Source organism: Polynucleobacter sp. AP-Titi-500A-B4 (assembly GCF_018688095.1).
GTDB lineage: Bacteria > Pseudomonadota > Gammaproteobacteria > Burkholderiales > Burkholderiaceae > Polynucleobacter.
On record NZ_CP061311.1, the window covers coordinates 147,000 to 167,107 of the forward strand.

18 protein-coding genes are annotated in these 20,108 nt (G+C 46.2%); all 18 read left to right on the forward strand.

The window, feature by feature from the left end:
• Positions 1-18 precede the first annotated feature (18 nt).
• The 18 genes from bioB (at position 19) to FD968_RS00920 (ending at position 20,070) form a co-directional block, all read left to right on the forward strand.
• The gene (bioB, locus tag FD968_RS00835; protein ID WP_215366725.1) at positions 19-1,056 is read left to right on the forward strand and encodes a biotin synthase BioB; all 1,038 of its coding nucleotides are present in this window, start codon (positions 19-21) and stop codon (positions 1,054-1,056) included.
• A 13-nt stretch (positions 1,057-1,069) separates the two neighbouring features.
• Entirely contained in the window at positions 1,070-1,699 is a 630-nt protein-coding gene (gene coq7, locus FD968_RS00840; protein ID WP_215366728.1) for a 2-polyprenyl-3-methyl-6-methoxy-1,4-benzoquinone monooxygenase, read from the forward strand.
• A 294-nt stretch (positions 1,700-1,993) separates the two neighbouring features.
• Positions 1,994-2,422 carry a division/cell wall cluster transcriptional repressor MraZ gene (gene mraZ / locus FD968_RS00845; protein ID WP_215366731.1) on the forward strand — a complete coding sequence of 143 codons (429 nt, stop codon included), beginning with the start codon at positions 1,994-1,996 and terminating at the stop codon, positions 2,420-2,422.
• 12 nt (positions 2,423-2,434) lie between these two features.
• Entirely contained in the window at positions 2,435-3,385 is a 951-nt protein-coding gene (gene rsmH / locus FD968_RS00850) for a 16S rRNA (cytosine(1402)-N(4))-methyltransferase RsmH (protein ID WP_215366734.1), read from the forward strand.
• Positions 3,382-3,648: a cell division protein FtsL gene (gene ftsL / locus FD968_RS00855; protein ID WP_215366737.1), complete on the forward strand. Its 267-nt coding sequence runs from the start codon at positions 3,382-3,384 to the stop codon at positions 3,646-3,648. The genes rsmH and ftsL overlap by 4 nt, the downstream gene beginning before the upstream one ends.
• Positions 3,645-5,417, forward strand: a complete 1,773-nt coding sequence (locus FD968_RS00860) for a penicillin-binding protein 2 (RefSeq protein WP_215366740.1) — start codon at positions 3,645-3,647, stop codon at positions 5,415-5,417. The genes ftsL and FD968_RS00860 overlap by 4 nt, the downstream gene beginning before the upstream one ends.
• Positions 5,414-6,964 carry a UDP-N-acetylmuramoyl-L-alanyl-D-glutamate--2,6-diaminopimelate ligase gene (locus FD968_RS00865; RefSeq protein WP_215366743.1) on the forward strand — a complete coding sequence of 517 codons (1,551 nt, stop codon included), beginning with the start codon at positions 5,414-5,416 and terminating at the stop codon, positions 6,962-6,964. Before FD968_RS00860 ends, FD968_RS00865 begins: the two co-directional genes overlap by 4 nt.
• Positions 6,964-8,406: a UDP-N-acetylmuramoyl-tripeptide--D-alanyl-D-alanine ligase gene (murF, locus tag FD968_RS00870; protein WP_215366746.1), complete on the forward strand. Its 1,443-nt coding sequence runs from the start codon at positions 6,964-6,966 to the stop codon at positions 8,404-8,406. Before FD968_RS00865 ends, murF begins: the two co-directional genes overlap by 1 nt.
• Positions 8,397-9,566 carry a phospho-N-acetylmuramoyl-pentapeptide-transferase gene (mraY, locus tag FD968_RS00875; RefSeq protein ID WP_215366748.1) on the forward strand — a complete coding sequence of 390 codons (1,170 nt, stop codon included), beginning with the start codon at positions 8,397-8,399 and terminating at the stop codon, positions 9,564-9,566. The genes murF and mraY overlap by 10 nt, the downstream gene beginning before the upstream one ends.
• A 95-nt stretch (positions 9,567-9,661) precedes the next feature.
• Positions 9,662-11,203, forward strand: a complete 1,542-nt coding sequence (gene murD / locus FD968_RS00880) for a UDP-N-acetylmuramoyl-L-alanine--D-glutamate ligase (protein ID WP_251367660.1) — start codon at positions 9,662-9,664, stop codon at positions 11,201-11,203.
• Positions 11,200-12,471 carry a putative lipid II flippase FtsW gene (gene ftsW / locus FD968_RS00885; RefSeq protein ID WP_215366754.1) on the forward strand — a complete coding sequence of 424 codons (1,272 nt, stop codon included), beginning with the start codon at positions 11,200-11,202 and terminating at the stop codon, positions 12,469-12,471. Before murD ends, ftsW begins: the two co-directional genes overlap by 4 nt.
• Positions 12,468-13,541, forward strand: coding sequence for an undecaprenyldiphospho-muramoylpentapeptide beta-N-acetylglucosaminyltransferase (gene murG, locus FD968_RS00890; protein ID WP_215366757.1), 1,074 nt, complete (start codon positions 12,468-12,470; stop codon positions 13,539-13,541). Before ftsW ends, murG begins: the two co-directional genes overlap by 4 nt.
• Positions 13,538-14,974: a UDP-N-acetylmuramate--L-alanine ligase gene (murC, locus tag FD968_RS00895; protein ID WP_215366760.1), complete on the forward strand. Its 1,437-nt coding sequence runs from the start codon at positions 13,538-13,540 to the stop codon at positions 14,972-14,974. The genes murG and murC overlap by 4 nt, the downstream gene beginning before the upstream one ends.
• Complete coding sequence (locus FD968_RS00900) at positions 14,967-15,974, forward strand: D-alanine--D-alanine ligase (protein WP_215366763.1); 1,008 nt, start codon at positions 14,967-14,969, stop codon at positions 15,972-15,974. Before murC ends, FD968_RS00900 begins: the two co-directional genes overlap by 8 nt.
• A complete protein-coding gene (locus tag FD968_RS00905) occupies positions 15,971-16,828 on the forward strand; it encodes a cell division protein FtsQ/DivIB (RefSeq protein WP_215366765.1) in 858 nt (285 codons plus the stop codon). Before FD968_RS00900 ends, FD968_RS00905 begins: the two co-directional genes overlap by 4 nt.
• A gap of 10 nt (positions 16,829-16,838) precedes the next feature.
• The gene (ftsA, locus tag FD968_RS00910) at positions 16,839-18,068 is read left to right on the forward strand and encodes a cell division protein FtsA (RefSeq protein WP_215366768.1); all 1,230 of its coding nucleotides are present in this window, start codon (positions 16,839-16,841) and stop codon (positions 18,066-18,068) included.
• Between the two features lie 48 nt (positions 18,069-18,116).
• Positions 18,117-19,457 carry a cell division protein FtsZ gene (gene ftsZ, locus FD968_RS00915; protein ID WP_215366771.1) on the forward strand — a complete coding sequence of 447 codons (1,341 nt, stop codon included), beginning with the start codon at positions 18,117-18,119 and terminating at the stop codon, positions 19,455-19,457.
• A gap of 112 nt (positions 19,458-19,569) precedes the next feature.
• Positions 19,570-20,070 carry a peroxiredoxin gene (locus FD968_RS00920; protein WP_215366774.1) on the forward strand — a complete coding sequence of 167 codons (501 nt, stop codon included), beginning with the start codon at positions 19,570-19,572 and terminating at the stop codon, positions 20,068-20,070.
• Positions 20,071-20,108: the final 38 nt, after the last annotated feature.

Below are 20,108 nucleotides of genomic sequence, written 5' to 3' on the forward strand. Positions count from 1 at the left end.
ATTTTCTGGAATTTACCCATGCTGGACGCCCAAACCGTAGAAAAACCCCTGACTCATGTCAAATCCAAGGCTGATTTGCGCAAGGAGCTCGATGCGTCTGGTCAATGGACAGTTGGCCAGATTGAGGCTCTATTTGACCTGCCTTTCAATGAATTGATGCTCAAGGCTCAAGAGACTCATAAAGCCTATTTCCCAGAGGGAGATGTGGAGTTAGCCACTTTGTTGTCGATCAAGACTGGCGGTTGCCCAGAGGATTGTGGTTATTGCCCCCAGGCCGCCCGTTATGACACCGATGTAAAAGCAGAAAAGTTAATGGGCTTGGAAGAAGTTCTAGAGGCTGCTAAAGCAGCTAAAGCCGCAGGTTCTAATCGCTTCTGTATGGGTGCTGCATGGCGCGAACCTAAAGATCGCGATATTGAAAAAGTCACTGCCATGATTAAGGGTGTTAAAGCTCTAGGTCTTGAGACCTGCGCTACCTTAGGCATGCTCGAAGAAGATCAAGCGAAAGCGCTATCTGATGCGGGCTTAGATTTTTACAACCATAACCTAGATACCAGCGAAGATTTTTATCGCTCAGTAATTTCTACTCGCGGTTATCAAGATCGTTTAGATACGATTTCCCATGTTCGTTCAGCAGGGATGTCAGTGTGTTGTGGTGGCATTGTTGGTATGGGTGAATCTCGCGAACAACGCGCTGCATTCTTAGCGCGCCTCGCGAACTTAAGTCCCTATCCAGAGTCTGTTCCAATTAATCATTTAGTGCCTGTTGCCGGTACTCCATTAGCCGATCAAAAGCCTTTAGACCCACTTGAATTTGTAAGAACGATTGCAGTTGCTCGCATCACGATGCCTAAGGCACGCGTGCGTTTATCTGCTGGTCGACAAGAGCTTGGCAGGGCTGTCCAAGCCATGTGTTTCATGGCTGGCGCCAATTCTATTTTCTATGGTGAGCAACTACTCACTACCGGTAATCCCGAGGCAGAACAAGACCGTGCGCTCTTGGCTGAATTAGGTCTCAAGACTAAACAAAGCTCCAAAGCCGAAGTTTTAATCTAAGTTCTTTTGTCTAATGTCACCCCTTGATCGACTGATTATTGAGTTTGATACCGCGCTACGATCTGTGGTTGGTGGAGCAAATTCAGGTCGTCCAACACCAGGTTCTGCAGTAACGCCAAATCAATCTTTAGATGCAGCGGAACGCAAACATGCTGCAGGTTTAATGCGCGTTAACCACGTTGGTGAAGTATGTGCACAGGCGCTTTATCAATCGCAAAAATTAGTTGCCCGAAGTCCACAAATTCAAGAGATGCTCAACCACTCCGCTCAAGAAGAAATGGATCACTTAGCATGGTGTGAAACTCGTTTACAGGAATTGGGTTCTCATACTAGTTATCTCAATCCACTGTGGTATGCAGGATCTTTTGCAATTGGATTGGCTGCAGGTTTAGCGGGCGACAAATGGAGTTTGGGTTTTGTAGTTGAAACAGAAAAGCAAGTTGAAAATCATCTTGAGAGTCATCTTGAAAAACTACCCTCAGAAGATCATCGTTCACGTGCAATTATTGAACAAATGCGTATCGATGAAATTGAGCATGGACAAGCAGCTTTACATGCTGGTGGAGTAGTTTTGCCTGAGCCGATTCAAAAAGTGATGCAAGCAATGTCTCAGGTGATGACCACGACCGCTTACAAAATTTGAATGGTTCGAATGCCTTACTTGGATTTTTAAAAATATTTCTTTGATTTATTTTTAAATACTGTTTATAAATACAGTGGATTTTGTGATTATCTAGCTATATAGCTAAGATCTATTCTTAAGTATATTTTCCAAGCCATTGTTTCAAGTAGCTATTTTATTATCACCATTTTATCAACATACGACGCTAAGTGTTTGTAAACACTAGAGAATTTCCTAAAAAAATACCCAAAAACACTTGACCCCCCTATTGCGATCCTCTAAAGTGGGAGGAAGTGTGAAAAAGTGGGGTAATTAGTGTTTCAAGGCGCGTCAGCTCTCAATTTGGATGCAAAAGGTCGGATGTCGATTCCGGCAAAGCACCGTGACGCTCTGTTAGTTCAGGGCGACGGCCGAGTCACGCTCACAAAACACCCCGATGGATGCCTTCTTCTCTTTCCAAGGCCGGAGTGGGAGAGCTTTAGATCAAGAGTGGCTCAGCTGCCAATGGATGCACATTGGTGGCGCAGAATTTTTCTTGGCAATGCTGCCGAGATAGATCTCGATAGTGCGGGTCGCATATTGGTTAGTCCAGAATTGCGTGCTGCAGCAGGAATAGAAAAAGAAGTCATCTTGCTTGGTATGGGTAGTCATTTGGAATTGTGGGACGCAGCAACATACGCTGCAAAAGAACAGGCTGCGATTGCGCAAGGCATGCCTGAAGCACTCAAGCAATTTAATTTTTGATGACAGGGTGCTATGAACATAACTCATCGCCCAGTGTTACTGGCCGAGGCGGTGACGGCGCTAACCAATGGCCCGCTCATTCAAAAACAAAACGCAACACAAAATATTCTCGTAATCGATGGAACCTTTGGGCGCGGTGGTCACACCCAGGCCTTGCTCAAGGAGCTGCCAAGCTCAGCTCGCATGATTTCGTTCGACAAGGATTTGGATGCGATCGCCGTAGCGAAACAAATCAACGATCAGCGTCTGACAATAGTGCACGACAGTTTTGCGCAGATGGATCAGTATGCACAAGCAGAATCAGTCGATGGAATTTTGTTGGATCTGGGAATCAGTTCGCCGCAAGTAGACGAAGCGCATCGAGGTTTTTCGTTTCGCCGCGAAGGTCCACTCGACATGCGGATGAATACCAATCATGGTTTGACAGCTGCAGAGTGGTTAGAGCAAGCGCCCCAGGAGGAAATCACGCACGTGATTAAGACTTACGGGGAAGAGCGTTTTGCATTTCAAATTGCTAGGGCCATTGTGACTAAGCGAGAAGAGGGTTTGTCGCCTAAAACCACTACACAATTAGCGAGTCTCGTTGCGAGTGTGGTCCGCACTCGTGAAGCTGGCCAAGATCCAGCCACTAGAACTTTCCAGGCCTTACGGATTTTTATCAACCGCGAATTAGAAGATTTGGAATTGGGTCTGAAAGCGGCTCTGAAATTATTAAAGCCTGGCGCTAGGCTCGCAGTAATCAGCTTTCACTCATTAGAAGATCGTATTGTTAAGCAATTTTTGCAAGCGCATGCAAAAGTAGAAGTTCCTCGTGGTTTACCAGTGCGTGAAAAAGATTTACCCCAAAGCGAACTTGAAATTATCGGACGCGTTAAACCTGGTGATCTAGAGGTTGCTGAAAATCCTCGTGCACGTTCAGCCATTATGCGGGTAGCAGAAAAGCGTATGGGGGCGTTTTTATGAATCGCGCCACCTTAACTTTACTAGCCTTATTGTTGATCTGTGCCTTGTCCTTAGTAGCAGCACAACAACGCGCTCGCAAATTATTTATTGCTCAAGAACGTGCGCAAATTGAAGAGCGCAAATTAAATCAAGAGTGGTTACGCTTGGAGTATGAGCAGCGTAATCTTTCAAAGTCTGCGCGAATTCGTGATGTAGCGCGCAATCAACTGCGAATGGTCCCGATCTCTCCCGAACGTACTTTGTACTTGAAGGAGGCTCAATGAGGCCAGTTGGTTTTTCGACAACGCCAAATTTAGTATTGCGTCTGCCAATGTGGCGGTCACGCCTCATGTTGTTCCTCTTATTTTTTGTTTTCATGCTGCTGTTGCTTCGCGCATTCTGGATCCAGGGTCCGGGGAATGCATTTTATGAAGCCAAAGGGGTGCGTGGTACGCAACGTGAGTTGGAGTTGCCTGCTAGCCGTGGAAAAATTTTGGACCGCAATGGTCAAGTGATCGCAACTAGTCTTGAGGCTAAGTCGATCATTGCTTATAACGATACCGTTCCTGATGATTTGGCAGCTGATAAGGTGCAAAAGCTTGCCAGCCTATTGCAAATGAGCGAAGCAGATCTGCGTAAAAAATTGAAAGAAGAGCGCAAGCAGATTTTCTTGAAGCGTCAAGTGGATCCAGTGATCGCTCAACAAATCAAGCAATTAGAAATTCCAGGCATTGGTCTAAATAATGAATATCGCCGCTTCTACCCAGAAGGTGAAGCGATGGCCCACGTTGTGGGCTTTACCAACGTTAACGATAAGGGCCAAGAGGGCATGGAACTTTCTAGAGAGAAAGATCTTGCTGCTCACCCTGGCCAAAGACGTGTTGTGATAGATCGTCTTGGCCGCGTCGTCGAGGATATTGCCATTGAGCAGCTTCCACAAAATGGCAAGGATTTACAGCTCTCTATTGATAGCAAGATTCAATTCCTCGCTTATAACGCAGTGAAGAATGCGGTTGAGCAACATCATGCAAAAGCCGGTGGCGCAGTAGTGTTAGATACACAGACTGGCGAAATTCTGGCTCTAGCAAATTACCCAAGCTATAACCCCAATGATCGTAAATATTTAAGCGGTGAACAATTGCGCAACCGTGTATTGACGGATACGTTTGAGCCTGGCTCCACAATGAAGCCACTCACAGTGGCAATCGCATTAGAAAAGGGCGCAGTGACGCCAAATTTAAATATGGTGATTGGTGCTAAGTATCTTGTTGGCCCTAAGCCTATTACAGATACGCATCCTTATGGTAGTTTGACAGTTGCTGAAGTGATTCAGAAGTCTAGCAATATCGGTACCGCAAAAATTGCGATGAATAATCTTTCTGCAGAAGAGATGTGGGACTTTTATACCGCTGTTGGATTGGGGCAGGCGCCAAAAATTGGCTTCCCTGGTGCAGTTGCTGGCACCGTTCACCCATTTAAGAAATGGATGCCAACTGATCAAGCGCGCATTGCATTTGGCTATGGTATCTCCGCATCTTTATTTCAAGTGGCGCGTGCTTATACCGTCTTTGCGCGCGATGGCGAGTTAGTGCCCCTAACAATTGAACGTAGCCCTGAATTTAAGCCTGGCACAAGAGTGCTTTCTGCCAAGACCGCTATTGAAATGCGCGAAATGTTGGAGACCGTAACGCAGCCAGGCGGTACTGCAATTAAAGCCCAGTCTGAGGGATATCGCGTCGGCGGTAAAACAGGAACTGCTCATAAATTAGTTGGCAAAGGATATGGCAATAAGTATCGTGCCTACTTCGCAGGATTGGCTCCCATTAGTGCGCCACGAATTGTGGTGGCAGTCATGATCGATGAGCCAACCGGCGGAAGTCACTACGGCGGTGATGTAGCGGCGCCTGTATTTTCAACGATCGTTGGCGAGACTTTGAGAACGCTCAATGTGCTCCCTGACAACAAAGTGAAGCAAATGGTTCTTGACGATAAGAGCCCTGGAGAAATTCGTACTGCAAATGCGCAGACACAGCATGTGGTTTTGAAAAGATGAGGGTGGCATTGAATATAGAACCCAATCATTTGATTGACCACCTTCGCTCCTTAGCAAATTCGTCTGCTAAAGTGAGTGCGGACAGTCGCCAGATACAGTCTGGCGATATCTTTTTCGCATATCCAGTCGGACATGGAAATGCACTGCGAGATGGACGCCAGTTTATTGATGCTGCCCTTCAAAATGGAGCAGCGGCAGTAGTATTTGATCCAGTTGGGTTAGGTACTAAATATTTAGATCATCCCCAATGTTTTGCTGTTGAAAATCTTGCAGAAAAGGTAGGCAAGCTTTGTGCTGATTGGTATGGCAAGCCGAGCAAGCAGTTACATATGATTGGAGTAACTGGTACTAACGGTAAAACCAGTATTACTCAGTGGTTGGCTAAAGCATTGGATCAACCAAGTCATCGAACAGCAGTGCTAGGTACATTAGGTACAGGATTTCCTGGTGCTCTAGAAAAAACTGGCTACACAACTCCAGATGCACCGAAGTTACAGACTCAGCTAAAAGAGTTATTAGATGCTGGCGCTAAACAAGTGGCAATGGAAGTGTCCTCTCATGCATTGCATCAAGAGCGCGTTGCCGGTACTACATTTCAGTGTGCAGTATTTACGAATTTGACCCAAGATCATTTGGACTATCACGGAACTATGGCCAACTACGCTGAGGCAAAGGCGAAGTTATTTAAACAGCCAGGCCTAGTGCATGCTGTAGTGAATTTAGATGACTCCTTTGGTCGTGAGCTGACAATGAATCTTTTAGCTAGAGAAGGGTTAAAAGTTTGGGCTTATGCATTAAATCCATCTGCATTCAAAGGCTTTGAAAAATTTGGCGACCGTCTAAACCGCATCTATGCGACAGAAAGCGTTCTCAATAACGCTGGATATGATTCTGTATTCACATACGAAGGTGTAGGCGCACATTCTCTACATATCCCTTTACTTGGTGAGTTCAATTTAAGCAATGCACTTGCTGTTTGGACAACGTTGTTGACGCAAGACTTTACTGGTGATGAAGCCAGTAAAAAAGTGAGTCAACTGCAGCCAGTAATCGGACGTATGGAGCTGGTTCCATTAGGTAAGAACCTAAAATCTGAAGGCCCTTTGGCAGTAGTTGACTATGCACACACACCAGATGCATTGCAAAAGACATTACAAGCATTGCGTCCAATTGCGCAGCAACGTGGCGGCAAGTTATGGTGTGTATTTGGTTGTGGCGGTGATCGTGATAGTGGCAAGCGTCCTCAAATGGGTGCGGCTGCTACCAATTTTGCAGATCAAATCATTATTACCAGCGATAACCCGCGCTCCGAAGATCCAAATGTGATTATGGAAATGATTCGCAGGGGGATTCAGTCGTCCGGTGCAAATGTACAAGTGATTGCAGATCGTGCGGCAGCAATCATGGCCGCCATTAGACATGCGGATCCGAGAGATATTGTTCTTGTTGCTGGCAAAGGCCATGAGACCGCCCAGGAAATTAAGGGCAAGAGTTTTGATTTTTCCGATCAAGAGCATATTCGCTTGGCTGCGGGAGGTAATGTCTGATGTCAATGATGACCCTCGCACAAGTGCACACCATGTTGCCTGGAAGCAAGTTGATAAATGTTTCTGATGAGGCTGCAAAAATGATAGTGCTATCTAGGGTTGGCACAGATAGTCGCCAAATCGATGCTGGTGAACTATTTGTGGCTTTATCAGGCGAGCGCTTTGATGCCCACGACTTCTTGATTGATGTCGCCAAGTCTGGTGCAGGCGCCGCCTTGATTAGTAATGCTGAGCAGTGTCCAACAAATTTACCAGCAGTATGTATTGCTGACACTCGTGTTGGCCTGGGCAATCTAGCGAAAGCATGGCGTGCAAATTATGAAATTCCTTTGGCGCTGGTGACTGGAAGCAATGGCAAGACTACTGTTAAAGAGATGATTGCCTCTATCTTCAAAGCTGCAGCAGGTGAAGCTCACACCTTGGTTACTAAAGGCAATTTGAATAATGAGATTGGCTTACCGCTGACCTTATTGAAACTTCGCGCTACTGATCGTCTTGCGGTTGTTGAGTTAGGAATGAATCATCCTGGTGAGACTGCACAGCTAGCAGCCATTGCACAAGCAAATATTGCTCTTATCAATAACGCACAACGCGAGCATCAAGAATTTATGGCAACGGTTGCTGCAGTTGCTGAGGAGCATGCTGATGTCATTCGCGCATTACCGAAAGATGGTATTGCTGTATTCCCTGCAGAGTCTGAGTTTACGTCTGTGTGGCGAGAAGCTGCAGGCGCAAGAAAAGTCATGGACTTTGCGCTGTTGTCAGCTCAATCAAACGCCAATGCCGCAGTAAAAGGACGTTTATTAAGCAACGGTTTGGTAGAAGTGATCGCCGATCTTGGAACAATTGAGATTCAGCTAAATACTCTTGGTAGTCATAATGTTCGTAATGCATTAGCAGCAAGCGCTGTGGCATTAGCTGCAGGCATTAGTCTTGAAAAAATTAAGCAAGGTCTTGAGTCGTTTGCACCAGTAAATGGACGCATGCAAGCCAAAAAGATCGATCCTAATCACACCCTCATTGATGATAGTTATAACGCTAATCCAGATTCTGTTCGGGCCGCTATTGATGCGCTCAAACAGTCTGGAAATCTCTCTTGGTTGATTCTGGGTGACATGGGCGAAGTCGGCAACCAAGGGCCTGAGTTTCATCGTGAAGTTGGTGCATATGCAGCTGAGCAAGGGGTTGCTAAATTATTTGCACTTGGTGAGCAATGTCAATTCGCAATCAAGGGTTTTGACGGTGTTACAAAAACCACTCCATCATCAAAAGCCATGCACTTTTCTGATATGGATAGTTTGATTGTCCAGTTACGAGATGCATTACATGCGCAGTCAACCGGCAGCAATCAGCATCTCAATATTTTGGTTAAAGGTTCACGATTTATGCGCATGGAGCGTGTAGTGCAAGCCTTGTTAGAGGAGGCTAAAACATGCTCTTAATTTTGGCGCAATGGTTGCAGGATGATTTCGGATTCTTCCGAGTCTTTAACTACATCACCTTTAGGGCGGTGATGGCTACGGTTACTGCATTACTGATTGGTTTGGCTGCTGGCCCCTGGGTGATTCGTAAGTTAACAGCATTAAAAATGGGGCAGGCTGTCCGTACTGATGGTCCACAAACCCATTTAGTGAAATCAGGTACGCCAACGATGGGTGGAGTATTAATTCTGATTGGCATTTTTGTTTCTTGCATGTTGTGGGCAGATCTGAGTAATCGCTTTATTTGGATTGTGATGATTGTGACCTTTGGATTTGGGGCGGTAGGTTGGGTTGATGACTACCGCAAGGTTGCTCGTAAAGATCCTAAGGGGATGGCATCAAGAGAAAAATTCTTTTGGCAAACATTGATTGGTTTATTTGCTGCTATTTACTTGGCATTTTCAGTCTCTGAGGTTAATAACCTTAAGGTGCTACAACTATTTTATGAATGGGTAAAGAGTGGCTTTGCCTTAGATCTTCCTGCGAAAACAAATTTGTTATTGCCTTTCATAAAAGAGGTGAGCTATCCATTGGGGATGATGGGTTTCATCATCTTGAGTTATTTAGTCATTGTTGGTAGTAGCAATGCAGTCAATTTGACTGATGGCCTAGATGGTTTGGTGATCATGCCGGTCATTTTGGTTGGCGCTGCATTGGGCGCGTTTGCCTATGTGATGGGTAATGCAATCTACGCTAAATACTTACTCTTTCCATATATTCCTGGCGCCGGTGAGCTATTAATTTTCTGTGGTGCTATGGGTGGTGCTGGCTTAGCTTTTCTTTGGTACAACGCGCACCCAGCTCAAGTATTTATGGGTGATGTAGGTGCGCTTGCATTAGGCGGTGCCCTGGGAACGATTGCAGTGATTGTGCGCCAAGAGATTGTTCTCTTTGTGATGGGCGGCATCTTTGTTGCTGAAACGCTTTCAGTGATGCTGCAAGTATTTTGGTTCAAGCTCACTAAAAAACATTTTGGTGAGGGGCGTCGTATTTTCCGCATGGCTCCCTTGCATCATCACTTTGAATTAGGTGGTTGGAAAGAAACACAAGTGGTGGTTCGTTTTTGGATCATCACGATCCTCTTGGTATTAATTGGTTTATCAAGTCTGAAATTAAGGTGAACCATAGAGTAAATATGCTGACTTTAGAAAATCCTTTTGCTAACCCTACTGCTGTAGCCGATACTGGCTATACAGCCCCACATCGTTTTTTGATTATGGGCCTAGGTGAGTCCGGCGTTGCGATGGCAAAGTGGTGCTTGCGCAATGGTGCAGCAGTGCGCTTGGTTGATACACGTGAGCGATCACAATTTTCAGAGCGTCAATTAGCATGGCTTGCAGAGTTAGAGTTCGCTGGTTTGAAAGACGCGCAGTTTGGTCCCTTAAGCGATGAGTTGCTCACCGACATTGATGTGATTGGTATTAGTCCTGGACTCTCACCACTTCAAGAGCCAACAGAGTCATTCTTAGTTAAGGCTCGCAAAGCAAGGGTAGACGTTTGGAGCGAAATTGAATTCTTTGCTCGTGCAATCGCCGCTATGTCACGTATGGCAGATGCAAGGCAATCTAGCTACGCTACATCTGTATTGGCTGTGACTGGCACGAATGGAAAAACAACAACGACTGCATTAACAGGTCAGTTATGTGAGCGAGCTGGCAAGAAGGTGGCAGTTGCTGGAAATATTAGCCCTGCAGCACTCGATAAACTCATGACCTGCTTAGAGGGTGCTGATCAAGTTGAAGACATGCCAGATATTTGGGTGCTAGAGCTTTCTAGCTTCCAGTTGGTGTACACCTACTCTTTAAATGCAACTGCCGCGACGGTTCTAAATATCTCCCAAGATCATTTAGATTGGCATGGCGACATGTCTGCCTATGCAGAAGCTAAAGCCAAAATATTTGGCGCTGATACTGTATGTATTCTGAATCGCGACGATCCAGTAGTCATGAGCTTGTTAAATGATGAGCAAAAAGCACAGAGGGTAATGATGACTTTTGGCTCAAACCGCCCTGACGAGCAAGGTGCTTTTGGTATTGAGCATGATTTACGTGCAGGTGGAATTGATTGGTTAGTGTGGGCCGAGGTCGATGAAGACGTTGAACCCAAGCCGAAGCGTCGTCGCAAGTCTGCGGCGCTTGAAGAAGATGAGCCATTACGTCTAAAGCGTTTGATTCCGGCAGATGCGTTACGTATTCGTGGCCGTCATAACGCATTAAATGCGCTCGCAGCCCTTGCTTTAGCACGCGCTGCCAATTTACCAATGAATATATTGCTTCATGGTTTGCGTGATTACCATGGAGAACCTCATCGAGTACAAAGCATTGCGATAGTGAATGATGTTGAGTATGTGGATGACAGCAAAGGCACGAACGTAGGGGCTACAGTTGCTGCTTTAAACGGTTTAGGCAATAACGAAGCTGGTAAAAGAATTTGGTTGATTGCAGGTGGCGATGGTAAGGGTCAAGACTTTAGTCCATTACGTGAGCCTGCCTTACGCTTTGTAAAAGGCGTCTTTCTCATTGGTAAAGATGGAGAAAGGATTGCCGAGGCAATGGGTAGCGACATTTCTTGTACTAATAGCGGCAATTTACAGGCTGCAGTTCAGGCAGCTGCAGCCCAAGCTGTCTCAGGCGATTTAGTTCTACTGTCACCAGCTTGTGCAAGCTTAGATCAATTCCGCGATTACAAAGAACGTGCACAGGTATTTATATCAGAGGTTGAAGAATTAGGAATGCGCTTTGAAGGAGTTCAGGCATGAACTTAAAAGAGAAACTATTTCCAGAAAATCGCCTTGGTTTAGATCGTTTTTGGAATTTTTCCAGAGGTGGCATTGATAACTTCCGCACCGGTTTACGTGATGCGGTTTCTGGCGTAGAGCAAACTCGTTCACGCATGATGGAATATGACCAGTTATTGGTATGGGCGGTATTGTCGCTAATGTTGATTGGTTTAGTGATGGTGTATTCCGCATCCATTACATTGGCGGACGGCCCTAAATACGCCAATTACAGTAGCAACTACTTTTTGATCCGCCATTTGATCTCATTGACGATTGCCATTGTTGTAGGTATTTGGGCTTTCAAGATCCCGACCAAGGTTTGGGATCGTTATTCACCGGTTATTTTTGGCTTTACCGTCTTATTGCTGATTTTGGTTTTGATTCCCGGCATTGGAAAAGGTGTTAATGGTGCAAGACGTTGGATACCCCTAGGTGTAATGAATTTTCAACCTTCAGAATTAATGAAATTTGCTGCAGTGATTTTTGCAGCGAGCTATACGGTGCAACGCCAAGAGTACTTACATTCCTTCTCTAAAGGGATGCTACCGATGGGTATTGCGGTTGCTCTGGTTGGCGGCCTCTTGATGAAAGAGCCAGATATGGGGGCCTTCGTTGTGGTTGCCTTAATTGCGTTTGGTATTTTGTTTTTAGGTGGTATCAATGCAAAACTGTTTGGTGGCTTGATTGTGGTCGGATTGCTAAGTGGCGCTGCCATGATTGCTCTTTCGCCATTTCGTCGTGGCCGGATGTTGGCATTCATGGATCCATGGCAAGTAGATAACGCAGCTAATAAAGGTTACCAATTGACGCACTCGCTGATGGCCTTTGGTCGAGGCGAATGGTTTGGTACTGGTTTGGGTGGAAGCGTTGAAAAACTTCACTATCTTCCTGAGGCGCATACCGACTTCATCATGGCAGTGATTGGTGAAGAGCTTGGCTTTGTGGGTGTAGTAGTAATGATTTTCTTGTTCTATTGGATCGTACGTCGCGCATTCATTATCGGCCGCACTGCTTTGCAATTGGATCGTAGTTTCGCAGGCCTAGCGGCAAAAGGTGTTGCTATCTGGATTGGTTGGCAAGCCTTTATCAATATGGGTGTGAACTTAGGTTTACTACCAACAAAAGGCTTAACGCTGCCATTGGTGAGTTATGGCGGCTCTGGAATTTTGATGAATGCAGTCGCGATTGCGATGCTACTGCGAATTGATTATGAGAATCGCATTCTGATGCGCGGAGGGAAGCTGTGACAAAACCCTCAATATTGGTGATGGCTGGTGGTACTGGCGGGCATATCTTCCCGGGCCTAGCTGTTGCTGAATATTTGCGGATCTGCGGTTGGAATGTTGCATGGTTGGGTAATCAAAGCGGCATGGAGTATCGCCTCGTGAAGTCATGTGACTTTCCATTTGAGGCAGTTGACTTTGGTGGTTTGCGTGGCAAAGGACTAAAAGCAAAGCTCTTGCTGCCGATTAATTTGGCGCGTGCATGCTTTCAGAGTTGGAAGATTATGCGTCGCTTAAAGCCTAGTGTTGTTTTAGGAATGGGCGGTTACATTACTTTCCCTGGTGGTCTGGTAACAAAACTCTTGAAGCGACCATTGGTATTGCATGAAGCGAATTCTGTCGCAGGAAGTGCAAATCGTGCGCTAACCAAGATTGCGATGCGGACCTTAACGGGCTTTCCTAACACCATGGAAAATGCCGAGTGGGTTGGTAACCCTATTCGTGAAGAGTTTGATCACATTCAAAAACCAGAGCTGCGCTATGAACAACGCCAAGGACCTTTATCTATTTTGGTTGTTGGTGGCAGCTTAGGTGCAGCAGCCTTAAACGAAAACATCCCTGCAGCTTTGGCATTAATTCCAAAAGATGCGCGTCCTAAGGTAATTCATCAGGCGGGCGATAAGCATTTGCTTGATCTACAAAAACGCTATGCAGAATTTGGTGTTGAAGCAGACATTCGTCCATTCATTGACGATATGCCGGCGGCATATGCGCAGGCGGATTTAGTGGTCTGCAGATCTGGCGCCATGACAGTTTCTGAGTTGGCAGCTTGTGGTGTGGCCTCTTGTTTGATTCCATTTCCACATGCAATTGACGATCATCAAACTGCGAATGCCCAATTTTTGTCAGATGCTGATGCCGCAGTTCTATTGCCACAGCAGTATCTCAATCCTCAAGACTTGGCTTTGATGATTCAAAACTTCAATCGAAGCGATCTTAAAAAGATGGCGATACGTGCATATGCATTAGCGAAGCCTCATGCAACTCAGCGTGTTGCTGAGGTATGTGCTGATTGTGCGGGGGTGGGTGTATGAAACATATCGTTCAGCAAATTCATTTCGTCGGCATTGGTGGTGCAGGTATGAGCGGCATTGCTGAGGTGCTCCTGAATCTTGGGTATCAAGTTTCAGGTTCTGATTTGGCTGAGAGCGTTACCACTAAACGCCTACAAGAATTAGGCGCCGTCATTCATATTGGGCATGATCCAAAAAATGTAGGTACTGCAGAAGCAGTTGTGATTTCAACCGCCGTAGCCGGCAATAACCCTGAAGTTTTGGCTGCTCGTGCGGCAAAAATTCCAGTCATTCAGCGTGCAGTGATGTTGGGCGAGTTGATGCGTTTGAAGCAAGGTATTGCGATTGCAGGCACGCACGGTAAGACTACAACTACTAGCTTGGTAGCCTCGGTACTTGCTGAAGGTGGCTTGGATCCAACCTTTGTGATTGGGGGCAAACTTAACTCTGCTGGGGCAAACGCACGTCTAGGTCAAGGTGATTTCATTGTGGTTGAAGCGGATGAATCTGATGCTTCATTCTTACAGCTATTCCCAGCGATGGAAGTAGTCACCAATATTGATGCTGATCATATGGATACCTATCAGCATGATATGGCGAGATTGAAGCAAGCTTTCGTGCAGTTTATCCAGCGTATGCCTTTTTATGGCGTAGCAGTGTTATGTATTGATGATGCCAATGTGCGCGACATCATTCCTTTTGTCTCACAGCCTGTATTGCGTTATGGCATTTCAGAAGATGCTGATATTAGGGCAAGCAATGTATGTGCTGATGGCACCCGTATGCACTTCACAGTTGAGCGTCGTACCGTTCGGCGTCATGGCAATACACCAGGCCCTCTTAATGTGACTTTGAACCTACCGGGTTTGCATAACGTACGTAATGCACTTGCTGCAATTGGCATTGCTACTGAATTGGGTGTCAGCGATGAGGCTATTACGAAAGCCTTATCCGAGTTTGGCGGTGTTGGTCGGCGCTTCCAGCGTTATGGCGATATTTCACTTGCATCAGGCGGCAGCTTCACCTTGATCGATGACTATGGTCATCACCCAGTGGAGATGGCTGCTACTTTGGCTGCAGCACGTGGTGCATTCCCAGACCGTCGTTTGGTTTTGGCATTCCAGCCACATCGCTTTACTAGAACGCGAGATTGTTTTGGTGAATTTGTCCAAGTGCTGCGAAATTTTGATGCTCTTGTATTAACTGAGGTTTATCCAGCAGGTGAAGCAAAGATTCCTGGTGCAGATGGCAAGAGTTTGATGAAGGCTGCCTTAGCAGAGGATAAGCAGTCCAAAGCCTCACTCAATTCTGCTGCAGTGGTATTTGCATCTAATGTCGCTGAGATGCCAGAAAAATTAAGTCAGGTTTTAAAAGATGGAGATGTATTAATTACGATGGGCGCAGGTTCAATTTCTGCTTTGCCTCACACCTTGTCGGAGGCAAAGAATGTCTGAGCACAATCTCAGCACATGGGGTGATCGTGTGAAAGCACGGCTTGCCAAATTAGATGTCAAATCGTTTGGTCGAGTAGGCGTCTTGTTAGGTGGTCGTTCTGGTGAGCGCGAGATTTCATTGATGTCAGGTAATGGTGTCTTACAGGCCCTTTTATCAAAAGGTGTTGATGCTCATCCCTTTGATCCTGGCTTGCGTAACCCGACTGAATTGGTATCTGAGAAATTTGATCGGGTTTTCATTTCCCTGCATGGTCGCTATGGTGAAGATGGAACCATCCAAGGATTATTGGATCTGCTCGAATTGCCCTATACCGGCAGTGGCGTATTAGCCTCGGCATTAGCAATTGACAAGATTGTGACCAAGCAAGTATGGATTAGCAATGGACTTGCCACCCCTGAATATGAAGAATTGACTGCTAATAGCGATTGGAATGCAGTGGTTAAACATCTGGGTCTACCATTGATTGTGAAACCTGCCCATGAAGGCTCTTCACTCGGTTTGACTAAAGTGAAATCCGTTGATGAGTTACCAGCCGCCTATCAATTGGCTGCCGGACTCGATAAAAAAGTGATTGCAGAAACCTGCATCGTAGGTGATGAGCTAACTTGCCCATTAGTTGGTCAAGGTAATGCTGCCGAGGCCTTGCCCGTTATTAAGATTATTCCACCTCAAGCGAATTACGATTTCCACAATAAGTATTTTTCTGATGAGACAAAGTACCTCTGTCCAACAGGATTAGCTCCAGAGGTAAATGAGCGAGTGCAAGAACTTGCTTTAGCAGCCTATAAAGCGCTCGGTTGCCGCACCTGGGGTCGGGCTGATGTGATGTTAGATCACAAGACAGGTAAACCTTATTTACTCGAGATGAATACCTCTCCCGGCATGACCTCACATTCTTTGGTGCCAATGGCTGCAAAAGCTGCTGGTATTGAGTACGCAGATTTAGCGCTGTGGTTGCTCAGTCAAACCCTGCCAGAAAAAGAGGTTGCATTTTCATGAGTAATTTCATGGATCGGTTCGGCGAAATTTTCGCCATGCTAATGTCTCCGCTCTGGAATCATCCAGATCGCATGCAAAAGCTTAGCCGTTTCTTGATGCGCTGCTTTGCAGTAATGATGGTCGTTGGCATCTTGGTGTGGCTAAGTCAGCGCCCAGTGTTTGCATTAAAGCAAGTTCAGGTTGAACCGGTGGCTGGTCAAACTCTGAAGCATATTAATAAATCCGTTGTGAAGCGGCAAGTGCTAGAAACCGTGCAAGGCAACTTCTTCAGTGTGCGCCTAGAAGACGTAAAGCGTGGTTTTGAAAGTATGCCGTGGGTTCGTCATGCCAATGTTCGCCGAGTTTGGCCTAACGGTTTGATAGTGAGCATTGAAGAGCAAAAGCCATTTGGTACATGGGGCGGACCTGATAGTCATGCACTGATTAATAGCCATGGCGAAATCTTTGCTGGTCGTGTTTCTGAGGTTGGCGATGATGTGCGATTGGTTGACTTTCATGGTCCTGATGATGCGGGCAAAGAAGTGATGAGCCTTTATGAGAAAGCCAATAACTGGTTTAAGCCTTGGGGGGCTGAGGTGGTTAGCCTTGCTTTAACCGATCGCTATGCCTGGCATATCAAACTCTCTAACGGCATGAAAGTCGAATTTGGACGCGATGAAGAGAGCTCAGATAAAACCTTGACCGAAGAGCGGGTTGCGCGCCTCTTTAAATTTTGGCCTCAAGTTCAAGAAAAGTGGCCTAACCGTATTGATGCGGTGGATTTGCGTTATGCGAATGGATTTGCAGTTCATCTTGCCTCCGCAAGCATGAAAAAGAATGATATTGATGGCAAGAAAAGCGAGTTGAAGCAATGAAGGAACGGGAATGAGTAAAGACAATCGCGATTTATTGGTTGGTTTAGATATTGGAACCTCTAAGGTAGTTGCCTTGGTTGCTGAGTTGGCGCCTGATGGTCAATTCAATGTTGTTGGTGTGGGTCAAACTGCTTCAAAGGGTTTAAAGAAGGGCGTTGTCGTCAATATTGAGGCGACTGTTCAATCCATTCAGAAAGCTTTGGAAGAAGCCGAGATCATGGCTGACCGTCAGATCGTGCAGGTTTTTACTGGCATTGCAGGTAACCATATTGTGAGCTTCAACTCTAGTGGCATGGTTGCTATTCGCGATAAGGAAGTGAGTGCGGGTGACGTTGAGCGTGTTCTTGAAACTGCTAAAGCAATCAACATTCCGACCGATCAACAAATTTTGCACATTCTAGTTCAAGAATTCATTATCGATGGACAGGAGGATGTACGTGAACCGATTGGTATGAGTGGTTTACGTTTAGAGGTGAAGGTACATATTGTTACGGGCGCGGTAAGTGCTGCGCAAAACATTGTGAAGTGCGTGCGTCGTTGTGGTCTTGAAGTCAATGACTTGATTTTGCAACCTTTGGCCTCTAGTCTCGCAGTCTTAACCGAAGATGAAAAAGAGCTTGGTGTAGTTCTAGTCGACATCGGTGGCGGCACAACAGATATTGCGATCTATTGCCAAGGATCTATTCGTCATACGGCAGTGATTCCAATTGCTGGCGATCAAATTACGAATGACATTGCAATGGCATTGCGTACCCCAACGATTGATGCAGAAGATTTAAAAATTGCACATGGCATTGCTCGTCAAGAAATGGCTGATCCAACAGCCATGATTGATGTTCCGGGTGTGGGCGATCGTGAGCCACGTCCAATGTCTAAGCAAGCCCTGGCCGCCGTTATTGAGCCTCGTGTCGAAGAGCTATTTACGTTAGTCCGTGGAGTTGTGCGTGACTCCGGTTATGAAGACATGGTGTCTTCAGGAATTGTTCTGACTGGCGGCACTTCTTTAATGCCGGGCATGGTCGAGTTAGCAGAGCAGGTGTTCTTAAGACCAGCTCGTATCGGCACTCCAGAATATCGCGGGCATCTGCATGAGGTCTTACGTAGCCCAAGATTTGCTACCAGCATTGGTTTGTTAATGGAAGGTCAGGCGCAGTTGTTGCGTGGCCGTCGTGTTTCTCAATCAGGCGCGTTACAGGGTGTCATTTCGCGCATGAAGGAATGGTTTGCAGGAAATTTTTAAGTTTTTTCGTCGTCGTCAATGTAGTTCGTTTTTTACCTAGGAGGGTATATGGAATTTGAAATGTTAGATCAAGAAATAGCCGGCAAAACCATTATTAAAGTGGTTGGAGTTGGCGGGGCTGGTGGTAATGCAGTCCAACACATGATCCGTCGCGGTGTAAATGGCGTAGAGTTCATTTGCATGAACACCGATGCTGGCGCATTGCAGCGCTCTGAAGCATCTGTGAATTTGCAACTGGGCTCTAGCGGATTGGGTGCTGGCGCTAAACCAGAAATCGGTGCAGCTTCTGCTGAAGAGGCTCGTGCTCGCATTGCCGATACTCTGCAAGGTGCACACATGGTATTCATCACTGCAGGTATGGGTGGTGGTACTGGCACTGGCGCAGCGCCAATCGTAGCTCAGGTAGCAAAAGAAATGGGCATTTTGACCGTTGGCGTCATTAGTAAGCCATTTGACTTTGAAGGTGTTAAGCGCTTAAAGGTTGCTGAAAATGGTGCGGCTGAGCTTGAGTCATATGTGGATTCATTGATTGTGGTGCTCAATGAGAAACTCTTTGAAGTGATGGGCGAAGATGCTGAGTTTGATAAGGCATTTGCTTGTGCTGACGATGTATTGCATAACGCGGTTTCTGGTATTGCAGAAATCATCAATGTTCAAGGTTTAATTAACGTTGACTTTGAAGACGTGAAAACTGTGATGGGTGAGCAAGGCAAAGCCATGATGGGAACTGCAACAGTTTCTGGTATGGATCGTGCACGCTTAGCTGCTGAAGCTGCAGTTGCCTCACCGCTCCTCGAGGGCGTTGACTTATCTGGTGCTCGTGGCGTATTGGTCAACATCACCGCTAGCCGTTCATTGAAATTGTCTGAGACCCGTGAAGTAATGGCTGCGATTCGTGGTTATGCTGCTGATGATGCAACCGTGATCTTCGGTACTGTGTATGACGAAAGCTTGGGCGATGCATTGCGCGTCACTGTGGTTGCTACAGGTTTGAATAATCCACAAGCTCGCAAAGCAAATCAGCCAGAAGTAGTTTGGAGACAAGCTACTGGTACGCATGATGCAATGCCAACCATGGCTGATCTCAATACTTTTGCTCCCTCTAGTGCATCAGCTGCGATTAGTAAAGTGAGCTTGGATTCTGCGTTGAATACTAGTGCAGGTATGGCCTTGACTGGTTCTGGTACTGCGCCTGCAATCGCAACACAACCAGCAAGCACTGGGGTTGATTACAGTCAGTATGATTTGCCTCGGGTGTTTCGTAGCTCTCGTGAGGCGACTCCTGCGCCGACTTTAGGTGCAGATAGCTCCCCTCAGGCAAAGACCTTGCTTGATAAAGGGGCTGACTACTATGAAATCCCTGCTTTTTTACGTAAGCAAGCAGATTAATTGACTGCTTAATACAATAGGTAATTGCGAAATGCCAGCGCGGCGCCCCTCCGGACGACGAATCCCGCGCTTGCGTTGGCATACTTACTAACAATTACTTACTGGAGACGCCATGATTGCTGTTGGACAAAAACTACCAAACGCCACTCTTTATGAATTTATGAATGAAGAGACTGAAGGCTGTGCATTAGGCCCTAATGCTTTTGAAGTTGAGAAGCTTGCGGCTGGTAAAAAGATTGTGATCTTTGCATTGCCTGGCGCCTTTACGCCAACCTGTTCTGCAAAGCATGTTCCCGGATATGTTGAACACTTCGATGCAATTAAAGCAAAGGGTGTGGATGAAATTTGGTGCATCTCTGTCAATGACCCGTTTGTCATGGGTGCATGGGGTCGTGATCAAAAGGTTGGAAAGAAAATTCGCATGTTGGGTGATGGCAGTGGCGAGTTCACTAAGAAAGTGGGCTTGGAATTGGATTTGATTGCTCGTGGTTTGGGTGTGCGCTCAGATCGTTATGCCATGATCGTAGAAGACGGCGTAGTGAAAAGTTTAGATCGTGAAGCTCCAGGCAAGTTTGAAGTAAGTGATGCTGCTTCCATTCTGAAAAAACTGTAATTCACATTTATTAATCAATTCCCCTGAATTTAGAGACG

Bases quoted from the DNA above. Each gene is read 5' to 3' on its own strand.
- FD968_RS00860 (WP_215366740.1), top strand. From the start codon at position 3,645: ATGAGGCCAGTTGGTTTTTCGACAACGCCAAATTTAGTATTGCGTCTG.
- murC (WP_215366760.1), top strand. From the start codon at position 13,538: ATGAAACATATCGTTCAGCAAATTCATTTCGTCGGCATTGGTGGTGCA.
- ftsA (WP_215366768.1), top strand. From the start codon at position 16,839: ATGAGTAAAGACAATCGCGATTTATTGGTTGGTTTAGATATTGGAACC.
- ftsL (WP_215366737.1), top strand. From the start codon at position 3,382: ATGAATCGCGCCACCTTAACTTTACTAGCCTTATTGTTGATCTGTGCC.
- ftsW (WP_215366754.1), top strand. From the start codon at position 11,200: ATGAACTTAAAAGAGAAACTATTTCCAGAAAATCGCCTTGGTTTAGAT.
- FD968_RS00900 (WP_215366763.1), top strand. From the start codon at position 14,967: ATGTCTGAGCACAATCTCAGCACATGGGGTGATCGTGTGAAAGCACGG.
- bioB (WP_215366725.1), top strand. From the start codon at position 19: ATGCTGGACGCCCAAACCGTAGAAAAACCCCTGACTCATGTCAAATCC.
- FD968_RS00865 (WP_215366743.1), top strand. From the start codon at position 5,414: ATGAGGGTGGCATTGAATATAGAACCCAATCATTTGATTGACCACCTT.
- rsmH (WP_215366734.1), top strand. From the start codon at position 2,435: ATGAACATAACTCATCGCCCAGTGTTACTGGCCGAGGCGGTGACGGCG.
- murF (WP_215366746.1), top strand. From the start codon at position 6,964: ATGTCAATGATGACCCTCGCACAAGTGCACACCATGTTGCCTGGAAGC.
- coq7 (WP_215366728.1), top strand. From the start codon at position 1,070: ATGTCACCCCTTGATCGACTGATTATTGAGTTTGATACCGCGCTACGA.
- ftsZ (WP_215366771.1), top strand. From the start codon at position 18,117: ATGGAATTTGAAATGTTAGATCAAGAAATAGCCGGCAAAACCATTATT.
- FD968_RS00920 (WP_215366774.1), top strand. From the start codon at position 19,570: ATGATTGCTGTTGGACAAAAACTACCAAACGCCACTCTTTATGAATTT.
- mraY (WP_215366748.1), top strand. From the start codon at position 8,397: ATGCTCTTAATTTTGGCGCAATGGTTGCAGGATGATTTCGGATTCTTC.
- FD968_RS00905 (WP_215366765.1), top strand. From the start codon at position 15,971: ATGAGTAATTTCATGGATCGGTTCGGCGAAATTTTCGCCATGCTAATG.
- murD (WP_251367660.1), top strand. From the start codon at position 9,662: ATGGGCCTAGGTGAGTCCGGCGTTGCGATGGCAAAGTGGTGCTTGCGC.